This is a genomic window from Streptococcus hillyeri, from assembly GCF_041081565.1.
Classification (GTDB): domain Bacteria; phylum Bacillota; class Bacilli; order Lactobacillales; family Streptococcaceae; genus Streptococcus; species Streptococcus hillyeri.
In genome coordinates this window covers 112,852-129,547 of sequence record NZ_CP163513.1, presented here as the reverse complement: position 1 = coordinate 129,547, position 16,696 = coordinate 112,852, and the positions used below count along the sequence as shown (strand labels likewise).

The 16,696-nt window shown below is 41.1% G+C and carries 14 protein-coding genes; all 14 read right to left on the bottom strand.

What is annotated here, in order from left to right:
- Nucleotides 1-79: 79 nt before the first annotated feature.
- Entirely contained in the window at nucleotides 80-1,462 is a 1,383-nt protein-coding gene (argH, locus tag AB6M99_RS00735; RefSeq protein WP_369351184.1) for an argininosuccinate lyase, read from the bottom strand.
- A complete protein-coding gene (locus AB6M99_RS00730) occupies nucleotides 1,463-2,659 on the bottom strand; it encodes an argininosuccinate synthase (RefSeq protein WP_121835839.1) in 1,197 nt (398 codons plus the stop codon). It lies immediately after the preceding gene.
- 110 nt (nucleotides 2,660-2,769) lie between these two features.
- The gene (locus AB6M99_RS00725) at nucleotides 2,770-3,441 is read right to left on the bottom strand and encodes a hypothetical protein (protein ID WP_121835840.1); all 672 of its coding nucleotides are present in this window, start codon (nucleotides 3,439-3,441) and stop codon (nucleotides 2,770-2,772) included.
- 11 nt (nucleotides 3,442-3,452) lie between these two features.
- Nucleotides 3,453-4,442, bottom strand: a complete 990-nt coding sequence (locus tag AB6M99_RS00720; RefSeq protein ID WP_121835841.1) for a lipoate--protein ligase — start codon at nucleotides 4,440-4,442, stop codon at nucleotides 3,453-3,455.
- A 93-nt stretch (nucleotides 4,443-4,535) separates the two neighbouring features.
- Nucleotides 4,536-5,645 (bottom strand): DUF4097 family beta strand repeat-containing protein, encoded by a 1,110-nt coding sequence (locus AB6M99_RS00715; protein WP_121835842.1) that lies wholly within the window; start codon nucleotides 5,643-5,645, stop codon nucleotides 4,536-4,538.
- Complete coding sequence (locus tag AB6M99_RS00710; RefSeq protein ID WP_121835843.1) at nucleotides 5,642-5,959, bottom strand: PadR family transcriptional regulator; 318 nt, start codon at nucleotides 5,957-5,959, stop codon at nucleotides 5,642-5,644. The genes AB6M99_RS00715 and AB6M99_RS00710 overlap by 4 nt, the downstream gene beginning before the upstream one ends.
- Before the next feature lie 341 nt (nucleotides 5,960-6,300).
- The gene (locus tag AB6M99_RS00705; RefSeq protein ID WP_121835844.1) at nucleotides 6,301-7,302 is read right to left on the bottom strand and encodes a siderophore ABC transporter substrate-binding protein; all 1,002 of its coding nucleotides are present in this window, start codon (nucleotides 7,300-7,302) and stop codon (nucleotides 6,301-6,303) included.
- A gap of 13 nt (nucleotides 7,303-7,315) precedes the next feature.
- Nucleotides 7,316-8,068: an ABC transporter ATP-binding protein gene (locus AB6M99_RS00700; RefSeq protein ID WP_369351183.1), complete on the bottom strand. Its 753-nt coding sequence runs from the start codon at nucleotides 8,066-8,068 to the stop codon at nucleotides 7,316-7,318.
- A complete protein-coding gene (locus AB6M99_RS00695; protein WP_121835846.1) occupies nucleotides 8,068-9,036 on the bottom strand; it encodes an iron chelate uptake ABC transporter family permease subunit in 969 nt (322 codons plus the stop codon). The genes AB6M99_RS00700 and AB6M99_RS00695 overlap by 1 nt, the downstream gene beginning before the upstream one ends.
- Nucleotides 9,029-9,985, bottom strand: coding sequence for an ABC transporter permease (locus AB6M99_RS00690; RefSeq protein ID WP_121835847.1), 957 nt, complete (start codon nucleotides 9,983-9,985; stop codon nucleotides 9,029-9,031). The genes AB6M99_RS00695 and AB6M99_RS00690 overlap by 8 nt, the downstream gene beginning before the upstream one ends.
- An 853-nt stretch (nucleotides 9,986-10,838) precedes the next feature.
- Nucleotides 10,839-12,605, bottom strand: a complete 1,767-nt coding sequence (gene lpdA, locus AB6M99_RS00685) for a dihydrolipoyl dehydrogenase (RefSeq protein WP_121835848.1) — start codon at nucleotides 12,603-12,605, stop codon at nucleotides 10,839-10,841.
- Between the two features lie 282 nt (nucleotides 12,606-12,887).
- Nucleotides 12,888-14,273: a dihydrolipoamide acetyltransferase gene (locus tag AB6M99_RS00680; protein ID WP_121835849.1), complete on the bottom strand. Its 1,386-nt coding sequence runs from the start codon at nucleotides 14,271-14,273 to the stop codon at nucleotides 12,888-12,890.
- Nucleotides 14,274-14,442: 169 nt separating this feature from the next.
- Nucleotides 14,443-15,441, bottom strand: coding sequence for an alpha-ketoacid dehydrogenase subunit beta (locus AB6M99_RS00675; protein WP_121835855.1), 999 nt, complete (start codon nucleotides 15,439-15,441; stop codon nucleotides 14,443-14,445).
- Between the two features lie 229 nt (nucleotides 15,442-15,670).
- A complete protein-coding gene (locus AB6M99_RS00670; RefSeq protein WP_121835850.1) occupies nucleotides 15,671-16,639 on the bottom strand; it encodes a thiamine pyrophosphate-dependent dehydrogenase E1 component subunit alpha in 969 nt (322 codons plus the stop codon).
- Nucleotides 16,640-16,696: the final 57 nt, after the last annotated feature.

Genomic DNA, 16,696 nt, shown 5'->3' with positions numbered 1-16,696 from the left:
CTTTTTGTTTATTTTAGCATAAACTTTCCAAACATTCTATTTAAACCAAAAAACGTCCGTATAAATCGAACGTTTTATTTTAAAATTCCTTCTTCGCCATCTCAATCTGCCATCTCACCTGTTCAAATCCTGTGCCTCCAAGTGAGTTACGGCGCTCAACTGCTGTTTTTGATTGTAAAGCTACATAGATATCTTCTTCAATCAAGTCAGAGATTTCTTGATAACGTGCCAAGGGAACATCTTGCAAATAGTGTCCTGCCTTGGTACATTCTAGGACTAATTTACCTACGATTTCATGGGCTTCACGGAAAGGCAATCCTTTAGTAGCAAGGTAATCTGCTAACTCTGTCGCATTTGAAAAGTCTTTTTCGGTTGACTCTGCCATACGCTTATCATTTACAGTCATACTGCTCAGCATGCCAGCTAAAATATCAAGGGATACTGTAATGGTTTCCACCGTATCAAACATACCTTCCTTATCCTCTTGGAGGTCTTTGTTATAAGCCAGAGGCAGGGATTTCATAACCGTCAAAAGCCCAATTAAATTACCATAAACACGACCTGATTTCCCCCGAATCAGCTCCGCCATATCAGGATTTTTCTTCTGAGGCATGATAGAAGAACCTGTTGAAAAGGTATCTGACAGGGTCACAAATTGGTATTCGTGACTACACCAGTTAATGACTTCCTCACATAAACGGCTCATGTGCATCATCAAAATAGAGCTATTGGCTAAAAATTCCAAAATAAAATCACGGTCAGATACAGCATCTAAGGAGTTGCTGTAAGGTTTGGCAAAGCCCATAAGCTGCGCTGTCCTCTCACGGTCAATCGGAAAGGTTGTTCCTGCCAAGGCTGCTGCTCCCAGTGGTGATAAATCAGTATGTTTCACATTAAATTCAAAACGCTCCGCATCACGAGTAAACATACTATAATAAGCCATCAGATGGTGCCCAAACGAAATCGGCTGCGCATGCTGCAAATGCGTGTAGCCTGGCATGATGGTTTCCACATGCTTGTCAGCTAAGTCCACCAAAACCTGACGAAGATTTTTTAATTTAGCTAGGACTTCGTCTAACTTCATTTTTAAATAAAGGTGCATGTCCGTTGCCACTTGGTCATTACGCGAGCGAGCTGTGTGGAGCTTACCAGCCACTGGACCAATTTTAGCGGTTAGTAAGGCTTCTATGTTCATGTGAATATCTTCGTTGGTTACATCAAAGGTAAGTTGCCCATTTTTGTAATCTATCAAAAGTTCCTCTAAGCCAGATTTTATCCGCTCTGCTTCTTCTTTAGCAATAATACCTTTCTCACCGAGCATCGTGACATGAGCAAGGGATCCTGTTATGTCCTGCTCTGCCATTTTCTGGTCAAAGGAAATTGACGCCCCAAATTCTTCCACCCATTTTTCGAGGCTAGCTTCAAAGCGACCACCCCATAATTTATGATTTCCTACCATGATTTAATCCTTAGTTCCATTAACTTGACTATTTACTTGAGTAGGAAGCCCCCACAGTTTGATGAAGCCAACTGCTGCGTCTTGGTCAAAACTATCTGCTGACGTGTAGGTTGCTAAATTTTCATCGTAAAGAGAGTTCGGAGATTTCCGAGCCACAACCTGAGCATGTCCTTTATAAAGCTTCACCTTAGCTGTCCCATTAACCACTTTTTGCGTTTCTTTAATATAAGCAATGATGGCTTTAGTTGCTGGGCTAAACCAAAGAGCATTGTAAATCAAGTTTGATAATTCATTTTCAAGGATTGGTTTGAAATGAGACACTTCACGTACCAAGGTCAAGTCTTCAATTTCTTTATGAGCAGTCAACAATGTGATGGCTCCTGGGCATTCATAAATTTCACGTGATTTGATACCCACTAAACGATTTTCAACATGATCAATACGACCAACACCATGCGCACCAGCAATCACGTTTAATGTTTGAATAAGGTCAGCTAGTTTCATTTTTTCACCATTGATGGCAACAGGTTTTCCAGATACAAAGGTAATATCTACAAATTCAGGAGTATCTGGTGCCTGTTCTGGTGAGGTTGTAATTCCAAAGGCTTCTTCTGGTGCTTGGTTCCATGGATTTTCCAAGACACCACATTCATTGGCACGACCCCAAAGGTTTTGGTCAACAGAATAAGGATTATCAAGGTCAGCTGGAACTGGAACACCATTTGCTTTAGCATATTCAATTTCTTCTTCACGTGACCATTTCCACTCACGGACTGGAGCTACCACTTTCAAGTTTGGATCAAGTGCTGCAATAGCAACTTCAAAACGCACTTGGTCATTTCCTTTACCAGTGCAACCATGAGCAATCGTTGTCGCACCTGTCTTGTGAGCAATTTCCACCAATTTTTTAGAAATAATAGGACGGCTAAGAGCAGATACTAAAGGATATTTTTGCTCATACATGGCATGGGCTTGAAGGGCTGGGAGAACATACTCTTCAGCAAATTCATCCTTAACATCAAGCACATACGATTCAATGGCACCAACAGTCAAAGCCTTATCATGAATAAATTCTAGGTCTTTTCCTTCACCAACATCCATACAAACGGCAATGACATCATAATCTTTTTTCAACCAAGTAATAGCTACGGACGTATCAAGACCACCTGAATAGGCTAAAATCACTTTTTCTTTTGACATAAATATACTTCCTTTTTTGAGAATAAAACCATTTTATTGCATATTTATTCCTTTGTCAATATAAAAAAGCAAAAACAGGGAAATTTTCCCTGTTTATTCGTATCTTTATTCTAAAATGTATGCCAATCAAAACGCTGAATGTCCACCTCATCTCGGCCTGTCTGATAATCCGGGAACTGAATTTGTTCAAAGGACTGTTGGTCAAGAATATCATGGCCACTATTATCAGCCCGTAAACGATAGAGATAGGCTTCGCCATTTCCAGATCCAGAATGCCAAAAATATTGAGAAACTATTCCGTCAGTAAAGATGATAGCAGCAGCTCGGCCACCTCCAGCAGAGCGAACATAGGACTCAGCTAGATAGGTCGAAACCCCTGACTTGAGGTAATAAATTGATGCCAGAAACATCTGTCCATCACTGCCAGCATGACCTGTAATCAGTTCCATGCTACCATTATCAATATCATAAAAGGCATAATGAGTCGCATGCCCTTCGGTCTGGTCCGATCCAATTTGTTCTAAAGACCAGGCGTAGGCATTTTCCCACTTACGATTGCTCTCAATAGCCGCAACTTCTGATGTTTCAGCAATAGTGGTTTGCGCCTCCTGACGGATTTCTGAGCTAGTAGATACCGTAGTTTGTGACGATTCTGTCTTGGCTTCAACAACCTTCTCAGTATCTCTCTCAATGTTTCCCTGATTTAATTTATTTCCTTTCTGGCAGGCAGAAAAAAGTAAAGTGACACAAACCACAAGACTTAAAATTCCTAACTTTTTCATCTATTCCTGTCCTATGCCACAACTGCTTTTGCGACTTCTTCTGTTGTCATCCGTGAGAAGTAGTGTGTCGTGTCAATGCTCTGCAATTTCTCCAAAACATCCGCATACTCATAGCGCGTGCCGATAAGGAGCTGCTCAATATCTGAGACGTCGCCGATTCCAAAGAAGTCCCCGTAAATCTTGATAGTCTCGATTACAGAGTTTTCAGTCTTAATATAGCTTGTAATTTTACCTGCTGGGTAACGCACCGAACGTTCGACGGTGTAATCTGGTGCCGTACCATAGTTCCAGTCCCAGGTTGAGAATTGTTCTTCGTAAGATTGTTGGATTTTAGCCAACTCATCTTCTGACAAAACATACTCTGTCATATCAGGATAATGCTCTTTCATCTTATCTAAAAGCTTATCTGAAAATTCATTAACGGTGATTTTCTCTGGCAACTCATTTAAAATGTTCGTCACGCGCGCACGGACAGATTTTACTCCCTTAGATTCAATCTTATCTTTTGAGACTTTGAGGGCATCGCCAAGAACAGTCATATCCACATCAAAGAGTAGACAACCGTGGTGCATCATGCGCCCTTTGTAATAAGCTTGCGCATTACCACAGAATTTCTTACCGTCAATCTCAAGGTCATTACGTCCCGTAAATGAGGCTGTTACCCCAAGGTCAGCCAAGGTTTCAATCACAGGTTGTGAGAAGGTTTTAAAGTCAAATGCCCCCTCGTCAGCCTTGTTAGAAATGATGGTGTAGTTCAAGTTATTAAGGTCATGGTAAACAGCTCCGCCACCTGACAGACGACGAACCACATGGATACCGTGAGCATCTGTGTATTCCTTATTGATTTCTTGCACCGCATTTTGGTGTTTTCCGATGATAATGGCAGGCTCATTGATCCAAAGGATAAAAAGCTCATCCTCACCTTGCAATTCTTTAAAAGCATAGGCTTCAAGAGCAATATTATAAGCTGGGTTATTTGATGTGTTAACAATATATTTCACAGGTTAATCCTCCTATAGATACTTCTATTTTAGTGAAAACGGTCGCAAAAGACAAGCCCAAAGCCTTCACTTACTCTAAAAAGTGAAGAGGTATTAGTTAACTGAAACATCTCCAAAGTGATTGGTGATTGTTAGTTGGCGAGTCGCTTGATGATTGATATGAGTATACCGACCATTTTCTCCAGAATGACCTAACACGCGATAATCTCCAAATTTTGTTTCAACCACTATAGCTAAGTCCTCTGCCTGGCCGTCTTTTAAGGAAACAGCGGCATCTCCACAATGATGTGTTAGCATTAAATCTTTAAAATCAAGATCTGACACCGTTGCGTCTCCGTTGGATAATTTTGCCCTTGCATGATCAGCCTTACCGTGACGGTAGATCAGGTCACCATTTGACAGTTGTAATTCGAGAGTTTCGTGACTTTCCACCTTTTCTAATTCTAAATCACCATTGGCTAAATAAAACTCAGCTACTCCCAGTTGGCACTCAGCAATCTCACAGTCACCATTTTGCAAATTTCCTAAAACATTCTCCATAGTACTATGGATTACTTCTCCATCACCATTTTGCAAGGTCATTTTGAGATCAGCAATGCGACAATCTTTTAACTCTAAATCACCATTTGTTAATGTCACAACAGCCTGATTAGCAGTCACTCCTGATAATGTTGCATCGCCATCCCTTGACGTCACCGTAACCGTTTTAAAACTCGTACTTCGTGGTACTTTTACCGTTACTCCAGACGCCATTCTTGTCTTGACTGAAAATAACCCTAAAATAGAAATGGTTTTATAACGTGCCGTATCAGAAGTTTGCGCAATAGTGACCTTACCATTTTCTCTTGAGATGGCTAAGAGTTCTTTCACCTCTTCTACCGCTTCGATAACAACTTCTGACACATCATCCTGCTCAACAATCACATCAAAATCGTGTAAAGTGATTTGAAGAGTTGTCACATCAGCCAATGACTCACGAACGGTTAGCTCTTGGGCTCTTTCTTCTAAAATGCCTTTTTCTTGAAATTGCCCAACCAGTTCTTTAGCCACTTCTTCTGGATGACCAAGCTCAGCAATTGCCTCCGCATTATCCCCAGCTTCTGCAAGGTATTCTTTGAAATAAGCCATTACTTCTTGCTTTTGACTGTCTGTTAAACTAGCCAAAGCCATTTCTAAACGCTGTAAAAATTCTTGTCCTGTCATTTTTTCAATCTTCCTTTCGCCATGTCAAGAATTGCTGCTGAGTAGCGCAGCCATTCTTCTTCTAAATACGTAAACTGTTGGCTCCCTAGAGTGGTTCTACGATAATATTTGCGTTGTCTTCCTTGATGAGCTTCCGAATAGGTTTCGAGATAAGCGCTCAGCTCCATTTTCTTCAAAATAGGGTAAAGCGTTGACTCTTTGATGGGAGTGAGCAATTTCAAGGTCTGACTAATCTCATAGCCATAAGAATCTTGCTCAGCCACAATCCCCAGCACCAGAAACTCAATCACAGGGGATGGAATAGGGTAATACATATCAACCTCCTTAATTTTTACATATGCTTAATTTAAGTATATATAGATTATAAACCTATAATTCCATAAAAGCAAGTAAAAACTGAAAAATAATTGACACCCTGAATTGCTTATCAACGCTTATCCTTGGATTATGTGGGTGACAAGTACCTAAGAAAGCCCTTTCGATAGTGAATTGAGTAAAGGTTAGGATATCGTTAAAAAATGGGATGAAAGCTAGTTCTAGCAGTAGCTCCTTTTCTTGTCCTATTCCTTTCTCAGTCTATTATAATTTGGAAACTAGACAATTTTGCACAGCAAAAAACTCAGACTACTTTTCCTGTCTGAGTTCATCTTATTAATTATTTTCCTGCGTGTTCAGCAACTTCTTCAAACATGAGGCGTGTTGACTCAAGTCCACCACCTGATAGGTACCACAGGTCTGATGTTAGCGTAATGATACGTTTGTTCTGACCAGCCTTTGTTCCTTGTAACAACGCGTTATTAAGGACGTCCGCATTGGTTGACGTATCACCACCAATAGCAAGGGTGCGATCTACAACAAAAATCGTATCTGGATTAACTTCTGCAATTGATTCAAAGCTGAGCCCTTGTCCATGGCCACCACCACGGCGACCGCCACGCGCTTCTTCTTTAATCTCAAGACTTGTTGGCTTGAAACCTAGAGTATTATAGACAAAGCCATAGCGACCTTCCGATCCGATACCTGCAATATTTCCTTCATTCAAAAGAACCATCAAGGTTGTTTGAGCTGTTCCGTCATTAGCTTTTGTGGCAATAGAAACAATATTATCTAGCTCTGCCAATTCTTTTTTGGCTGTTTTTACTGCTTCATCGCCAAACAGTTTAGCCACTTCTGTCACATTGTTTTTAACCGAATTAAGATAGTCAGCGCTATCTGTAGCAAAGTAAACTGTCGGTGCAATTTCTTCAAATTCTGCAATTTTCCCTTGAGTTCGGCCTGAAGCAATAATGACATCAGGTGCCAATTCAGCAATCGCTTCGAGATTAACTTCTTTCAAGTTACCAACATTTGTGACAGAATCCTTCTTACCAAGGTCAGCTAAGTAAGTTGGTAAAGATTGAGACGGCATACCAACAATCGCATCTTCATGCCCCAATGCACGTAAGGTATCGGCCATTCCCAAATCGAGAACAACAATTTTTTTAGGGTTCGTTGGAACAGTGATATCCCCATTTTCCGCTTTAATCGTTACTTCTGCTGGAACTGCTTTCGTTTCCTTTGGTGTCTCCTCTTTAGCTGTTTTTGAACCACAAGCTACTAAAATAAATGTTGCAACAAGTGCTACTGCACTAAGTAATCGTTTCATTGTTTTTGACATATCTGTCTCCTTTTTAGTGATAAATACAAATGCGTTTGCCATGGATTTCATCAACAATAACATCCATGTTATAGAGGTCATCCAAAATCGTTTTTGTCATCACCTCTTGAGGGGTTCCACGGCAAAAGATTTCCCCCTCTTTAAAACCAACCATCTGATCGACAAATTGACTGGCAATATTAATATCATGGATGACGATAACGACTGTTTTCCCTAATTCATCAACCAAACGTCTCAAAGTTTTCATCATCGCAATCCCTTGCTTAATGTCAAGGTTATTCAAAGGTTCATCCAACAAGACAATATCAGTATCTTGTGCCAAGACCATCGCAATATAGACCCGCTGTAATTGCCCACCTGACAGGGTGTCAATCAACCGACTACGTAAATCCTGCAAGTCCATATAAGTCAGTGCTTCATTAATTTTAGCATGGTCTTCTGCTGTCAGACGACCTTGACTGTAAGGAAAGCGCCCAAAAGCAACTAGCTCTTCGACAGTGAACTTGACTTGAAAATGAATTTGCTGTTTGAGCATGGTCAATTCTTTTGCCAACTCAGCCGAATGCCAAGCCTCAATTTCCTGACCCTTGATCATCAAGAGCCCTTCATCCTTAACCAAGAGCCGACTCATGATTGACAGAAGTGTTGATTTTCCAGCTCCATTCGGTCCAATAAAAGCCGTAAATTGCCCAGGAGCAATATCCAGATTAACAGCCTTTAAAATAGCTTTGTCTCCGTAAGATTTTACAATTTGTGCCATCTTCATCATGATGTCATCCGCTCCTTATACAATAAATAGAAGAAAAAGGCTCCACCTAATAGTTCCACCAACATGGCAATCGTGATCTGGTAGTTAAATAACCGCTCTAAAACACCTTGGCCTATCACTAAGACCACAAATCCTAACAAACTAGCCACACCAAACAACCACTTGTGTTCATAATAGTTAAGCAACTGATGGACGATATTGACCACCATAAAGCCAAAAAAACTCATCGGACCAACCATGGCTGTCGAGGCAGACACCAATAGCACTACCACCCACAGGACCGTCTGTTGCGTTTTTTCCACATCAACCCCAAGAAGCGTCGCATTAGATTTCCCAAGATAAAAGACATTCAGAATCGCACTTTTACGATAAAGGAAAATAGCAGAGCTGGCCACAAGAACCGTTACAATAGCAAGCACATCGGTATTAACATGTTGCAAGGAAGCAAAAAGTTTGCCCTGCAATTTGTCATACTCATTAGGATCCATAAGTACCTGCAAATAAGTCGAAAAACTTCTAAACAAGGTTCCTAATGACATACAGATGAGTAAAATCGTTCCAAATCCCTTGGTCAATAAGTTACGAATAATCGGTTGCAAAAGACCAAAGAACAGCAATTGAATCAGCAAAACCACGAGGAATTCCACAATGGGATTCGGTGCCTGTTGCTCAATCCATTTCCAATAGAAAAAAAGATAAACAGATTGCATGAGAACGTAAAGACTTTCTAGCCCGAGAACTGATGGGGTTAAAAAGCGATTTCCTGTGATAGTCTGAAAACTAATGGTTGAAAAGCTTGCAATAACAGCCACAAGGGCATAAGTCAAAACTTTCCGTAGCCGCAACTTCAAAATATAAGGAACCACACGACCACCAAAAGGATAAGTATAGAGTACTGCACAGCCTATTGCCAAAATAATCAGTAACCACAATAACTGCCGACGTTTAGATTGCATCTTACCCATGTCGCTCACCTCGCCACAAGAGTAAAATGAAGACCAATGACCCTAAAATACCTAAAATTAGAGAAACTGATACCTCATAAGGACGGATGACTAACCGTGCAAAGATATCGCAAGCTAGTACGAGGCAAGAACCCGCTAACACCACTACAGCCTGAGAATTTTTCAAGTGTTCGCTAATATGCAAACGCACCAAGTTAGGAATAATAATCCCAATAAAGGGAAGACCTCCAACTGTAATCATCGTTGTTGCTGTCGTCAGCGAAATCAACAATAAGGCAAGTCCTTCCATACGTTCAAAGGGAAGACCTAGTACACGACTTGTATCCTCACCTAGACTCATCAGCGAGAATCCTTCTGAAAAATACCAAACGGCTCCTAAAATCACAAGGTTTAAGAAAAGCCATTCATATTGCTTCGTCTGAATCATGGCAAATGATCCCTGCGTCCAGGAGGACATAGACTGTACCAGATTAAAACGATAAGCAATCATTTGTGCAAAGGCCCCTATCATCCCACCATAAATCATTCCAACTAAAGGCAACTGCCATTTCTCCTTAAACTGTAACCGACGCACAACCTTGATAAAAAAGAGCGTGGCTAACATAGCAGCACTAAAGGCAAAGACCATTTTCTGAAACAAGGTCGCCCGTGGAAAAAAGAAGAGTGACACTAACATCCCTAATTGTGCCGCCTCGACAGTTCCTACAGTTGATGGCGCTGCGTAGTGATTTTGTGTAATTGTCTGCATGAGTAAGCCAGATAAACTCATCGCTCCAGCTGATAATAAAATAGCTAAAGTTCTTGGCAAACGTGACTGCCAAAAAACGTGACTAGCCATATCATCACCTTGATATAAGCCTAGCCAAGAAAACTGGGAACTAGCCCCAATCGTTAAAGATAAAAAAATCAATATAAATAACACAGGGACTAACCCATTTAATGCTTTCATGAGTTACCTCCCTCAAAGCCTACAAAGCATTGCAATACCTCTTAAATTAACAAAATATCAAATCGTCGTCAAGTTAATCTAAGCATTTTAAATAACATTAAAGTGATTCTAAATACTGATAAAATCAATTAGTTTTTATTTAGTATTTTTGTTAGCACTTCTCCTAATGGGTGTGGGGCGCTCAAAAGGTCTAGGAGACCTTTTGAGGTGGGAAATGAAGCTGACGAAGTCAGTATCAGAACCTCCCCTCCTACAGAGTTCCATTCCTTCTTGGCAAGCCTAGGTTTCCTTCGCTCCCAGGTTTCTAAGCTCAGGCTGAAACTGTCCACTGGACAATTTCACCCACACACACTAAAACTTATTAGTTTTAGTGTTATCACCACTGCGGAAAGTGCTAGTTGTGGCGACTTCGTCGCTCGTAATGATTGCAGAAAATACCAGCAATAAGATATGATAAAACAACCATATATTGAAGGGGAATTCATTGTGACTGAGACAATTTATCTTAAACGAGTTTACTATTTTATACTCTATAAAAATCAAAATTAGCATATTGAGCAAACTAAAGGACCAATAAAGGTATCAATTTCCCAGCGCTTCTTTCGCCATGGTGGTATTATAATCAAGAGTAAACTCTTGATTATAACGGACTTTTTGAGACCTAGGCTCAAAAAGTAGCAATGAAACTCCAAAGGAGGTTGCTTGCGTCCGCACCTTTCTAAGAAAGAAGCAAAAAAGTAATTTTTGATTTTTGTTAAGTATTAAAGATAAAACACTATAAAAAGGACTATTCCTGTTCTGAACAAGCATAAAAAGACTCTAGCACTATATACTAGAATCTTTAAGTCATTTCTTATTTACGACGTGGTGGGTTATGGATAGCTTCTCCAAGAACATCCATGAAGGCTTCATACATGTTTTCTGAGAAGGTTGGGTGTCCGTGGATTGATTGTGCAACATCATGAACTGTCAATTCAGCTTCCATAATTGTTGATGCTTCATTAGCAAGTTCTGCTGCTGCAGGTCCGATGATGTGAACACCTAGGATTTCATGGTATTTTGGCTCTGCAATCACTTTAACAAAACCATGTGCTTCATTAGAAGCGATGGCACGACCATTTCCAGCAAAGCTAGAACGTCCAACTAGAACATCTCCATATTGTTCACGCGCTTGTTCTTCAGTCAAACCAACCATAGCCACTTCTGGGTGTGTGTAAACAGCGGCTGGTGTGTAGTCAAGTTTTGCTTTACGAACGTTACCATGCATTGCATTTTCAGCAGCCACTTCACCCATACGGTAAGCAGCGTGAGCAAGCATTTTCGTACCATTCACATCACCTGGAGCATAGATACCTGGAATTGATGTTTCTTGGTAGGCATTAACTTTGATACGGTTACGATCCATTTCAAGGTTAAGGTTTTCAAGTCCTGCTAATTGTGGGACACGTCCGATAGAAAGCAGAGCTTTTTCAGCAACAACTTCTTCACCATTGTTAAGTTTCAATGTTAATTGGTTATTAGCTTCAACAATTTCTGACACACCAACGTTCGTCTTGATGGTCATGCCTTTCTTAGCAAGGATTTTTTGAAGTTCAAGTGACACTTCTTTATCCATACCTGGGATAATGCGGTCGGCCATTTCGATAACAGTAACTGGCACACCATATGATGCCCAAACAAGTCCAAGCTCGATACCAACGACACCTCCACCCATAACAGCAAGTGATTTTGGCATTTCTTTAAGGTCAAGGATATCATCTGAAGTCAATACAAGTGGTGATTCGATACCAGGGATATTGATACGTGATACTTTTGAACCTGTTGCAAGGATGATAGAGCGACCTTTGATGGTTTCTGAACCGATAGTAACTGTCTTGTCTGGGTTCACCTGACCAAGTCCGTTGAACATCGTTACTTTGTTAGCCTTCAAAAGACCTTTAACACCACCTGTTAAGGTACGAACAACTGAGTTTTTGAAGTCAACAGTCTTATCCATATCAATCGCATAGTTCGTAGAAGCAAGGTTGATACCACGTCCTGCTGCAATTTTAAGACCATCAAGAATTTCAGCATTTTTAAGGTAAGTTTTCGTTGGGATACATCCAACGTTCAAACAAGTACCACCGAATTCTGATTTTTCAACGATAGCAATTTTACCTCCTAGTTGAGCACCACGGATAGCTGCGTAGTAACCAGCAGGTCCACCACCAACAACAACGATATCGTACTCATTGTCTGCAAGCGGAGCTTTATCAGCAGCAGGTGCCGCTGCAACAGCAGGTGCAGCAGGCACTTCAAGACCAGCTGCTTTAAGATCAGCTGTAGCTTGTGCTACTTCAGCAGGAGCTGGAGTTGCAGCAGACGCGTCTGCGATAGTCTCACCAGCTTCACCAATGTAAGCAATGATTTCGGTAACAGGAACAACTTCACCAGCTTGGCGAGTGATCTTCAAAAGAACACCTGATTCTTCTGCTTCAAGTTCCATATTTGTTTTATCTGACATGATTTCAAGAAGAACTTCACCTTCAGTGACTGTATCACCTTCAGCTTTTTTCCACTCGATGATTTCACCTTCTTGCATATCAACGCCAAGTTTAGGCATAATTACTTCAAAAGCCATTTTATTTAGTTTCCTTTCGGTTAAAGCTTTATTTCTCTTTTTTGCTTTCGTCACATAGCAGAGCAAAGACCATCAATCAGTACCGTCAATTCATTTCTGTTGGAGAATTACAAACGATACCACTGATAATAGCCCAGCTTCTTATTTTTATTTTACTACGATAAGAGCTTAATTTCCACTATGGTACAAAGCAAGTATTAGCGACTTCGTCGCCTCAAAGCCATCCCATCAAGAGTGACGATTATTACCGGACTCCCTTAATGGGATAGCAGCATGTTCTTATCAGATTAACAATTCTAATGGGTTTTCCAACAAGTTCTTAAGGTCAACCATGAATTTAGCACCATTCATACCATCCACAATACGGTGGTCAATTGTTAAGCAAAGTGCCATGATTGGACGGATTTTGATTTCACCATCAATAACAACTGGAGTTTGAACTGTTGAGGCAACACCCAAGATTGCTGAGTTAGGTTGGTTAATAATTGGATTAAATGTCTTCGTACCAAACATTCCCAAGTTAGTGATTGAGAAGGTTGAACCTGACATTTCTGCTGCTTTTAACTTACCAGTTTGTGCTTTTTTAATGACATCTTTAGACGCCACCACAAAGTCTGACAAGCTCATCTTATCCGCACCATGAACAACTGGTACAACCAAGCCTTCATCAAGACCAACTGCAATACCAATGTTTACAAACTTGTGCAGCTCAATTTCTTGAGCATCATTGATAAGAGAAGCGTTAAGATAACGGTGTTCTTCTTTCATCAACGTGCGTGTAACAGCAAGACCGATAAGGTCTGTAAAGGTCACTTTAAGACCTGTTTTATTCATGATTGGTTCAAGCACTTGTTTACGAAGCGCCATAAGGTTCGTCATGTCAATGTCGTAGTTAAGCGTAAAGGTTGGAGCCGTCAAGTATGAGTGCGTCATACCTTTCGAAATAGCCTTACGCATTGCTGACATCTTGATGATTTCAACACCTTCTGGCAATTCTTTAGCCGGTTTTTCTTCAGCTTTTGGTGCTTGTACTGCTTCTGCAACAACTGCTGGCGCTACAAGAGCAAGGACATCTTCTTTGGTAATCTTACCACGAGCACCTGTTCCAACAACAGTTGCAAGGTCAATTCCTTTATCAGCTGCAATTTTAGCAGCAAGTGGAGTTGCTTTAGGTTGTGCACCTTTAAAGTTTTCAACATCTTCTTTATGCACACGACCATTCGCACCCGTTCCAGGTACAAGACCAAGGTCAACACCTTGTTCAGCAGCTAATTTACGAGCTGCTGGCGTTGCACGAACCTTACCACCATGATTTTGTGGTGTAGCTGCAACAACTGCTGGCGCTTCTACTTTAGGTGCAACAACAGCTGCTTCAACTGGATCTGCCACCTCAGTAACTGTTTCAGAAGCTGACGTCGAAATACTCTCACCAGCTTCACCAATATAAGCAATAATTTCAGTAACTGGAACAACCTCACCAGCTTGGCGAGTGATTTTCAAAAGAACACCTGATTCTTCTGCTTCAAGCTCCATATTTGTCTTATCTGACATGATTTCAAGAAGGACTTCGCCTTCAGTGACCGTGTCACCTTCAGCTTTTTTCCACTCGATGATTTCACCTTCTTGCATGTCAACACCGAGTTTCGGCATGATTACTTCAAAAGCCATGTTTTTTCCTTTCAGTTTTATTAGAAAGTTTCTTTTATGATAATTCCTTGTGGTGAGAAAAGGCAATTAGTTCAAATACCAATTCAATACTCATAATCTCACTACACAGAAACTATCGAGCTAAAGCTAACTTTCGTCAGCTTTAGCCCTAAACGTCTAAGTTGGAAAATTAGTTTCCTTTGTTTGCCATTTTGTAAATCGCTGCTTTGATTTTGGCAACGTCTGGCAAGATTGCTTGTTCAAGAACGCGTGCGTACGGTACTGGCACATCTTCTGACGCCAAACGTACGATTGGGTGGTCAAGGTAGTCAAAGGCTTCGCTTTCTGTAACGATTGTTGCGATTTCTCCGATGAAACCACCAGTCTTGTAGGCGTCGTTGACAAGCATCAATTTACCAGTTTTCTTAACTGAGTTGATAATGATTTCTTTATCAAGTGGGATAAGCGTACGTGGGTCAACAACTTCAACATTGATACCATCTGCAGCAACTTCTTCAGCCGCTTGCAACACGCGCTCAAGCATACGACCGTAAGATACGATAGTGATATCTGTACCTTCGCGTTTGATTTCACCTTTACCAAGTGGCAAGTAGAAATCTGGGTCTTGAGTCACTTCTTCTTTTTTACCGTAAAGCGCTTTTGGCTCCATGAAGATAACGATGTTGTTATCTTGGATAGCTGATTTCAAAAGCCCCTTAGCATCGTTAGCATTACCTGGAGCAACCACTTTAATCCCTGGAATGTGTGTCAACCACGCTTCAAGTGATTGTGAGTGTTGCGCTGCTGAACCAATACCTGAACCTGAAGCCACACGGTAAACAACAGGAGTTTTCAAACCACCACCAAACATGTAGTTGTTTTTCGCACCATTGTTGACAATCGCATCAAGCGCAATAGTGATAAAGTCCATGAAAGTAAGGTCGATGATTGGACGAAGTCCAGTAATCGCAGCACCAACTGCCGCACCGGCAATCGCTGCTTCAGAGATTGGGGTGTCTTTAACACGCTTCTCACCAAACTCAGCAAGCATACCTACAGATGTCCCGAAGTCACCACCATAGATACCAACGTCCTCACCCATAAGGAAGATGTTCTCATCTTTACGCATTTCTTCGCTCATTGCAAGGTTAATCGCCTCACGCAAAGCCATTAATTTTGTTTCTGACATGTTATTTTCTCCGAAAATGATTTTTTCTTTTGGCACGTATCCTTAAGTGGTGAGGGGCGGAAGCGAACACCTTCGGTGTTCCATTCCTTTTCTGCGAGCCAAAGTCTCGCAGACCCCTTTCGCACTAGACCGCTTATCTTCTAGTGCTTTCACCACGGCGGAAAGTGCCTTTTAGCGAGCGACTACGTCGCCCTGTCTGAAATATCACAGTTTATTTGCTAAAAATTTCTTAATCTACCCAGATGTCTTCAAAGGCTACAGACAAGTCTGGATCTGGACTGTTTTGTGCAAATTCGTAAGCATCGTCAACTTCTTTTTTCACTTGTGCTTGGATGGCATCAAGTTCTTCATCAGTAGCAATACCTTCTGCTGTCAAGTATTGACGGTATTTGATCATTGGATCTTTTTTCTTCCACTCATCAACTTCTTCTTTCGTACGGTAAACACCTGCATCCGCAGTTGAGTGACCAAACCAACGGTAAGATTCAACCTCAACAATCGCTGGTCCGTTACCACCACGAACGTGTTCAACAGCTTTGCCCATTGTTTCATAGACGGCAAGAACATCGTTACCATCTTCACAGTAGAAACCTGGGATACCATAAGCCTCAGCACGAGTGTAGAGGTGAGGCGTGTTTGTTGCGTTTTCGATACTCATTGAGATACCGTAACGGTTGTTGATGATAAAGAAGATAACTGGCAATTTCCATGTTGCTGCCATGTTAACAGACTCGTGGAATGATCCTTCGTTAGTCGCACCATCTCCAGAGAAAGCCACAACGATATTCTTAGTTCCTTTATATTGTTGTGTCAAGGCTGCACCAACAGCCATCGCATAACCACCACCAACGATACCGTTAGTACCGTAGTTACCTTTAGCAAAGTCAGCAACGTGCATTGAACCACCACGGCCTTTTGAAACACCAGTTGCTTTACCAGCAAGCTCAGCCATCATAGCATTCAAATCCATGTCTTGAGCAATTGATTGACCATGCCCACGGTGGTTAGAGAAGAAAATATCATCGTAGCTCAAGTGTTGAACCGCACCCACGTTAGCAGCTTCTTCACCAACTGAAAAGTGAGTCATCCCTTGTACGAAACCACGACGAACAAGTTTGTTGATACGCATATCAAATTCACGAATGCGTTCCATTTTCAGAAACATTTCTAAATGTTGTTCTTTTGAAAGTGTTACCATTACGGCCTCCATTTAATCATATTACCCCAATATGATATTCTTTTTTTTCACAAAGTG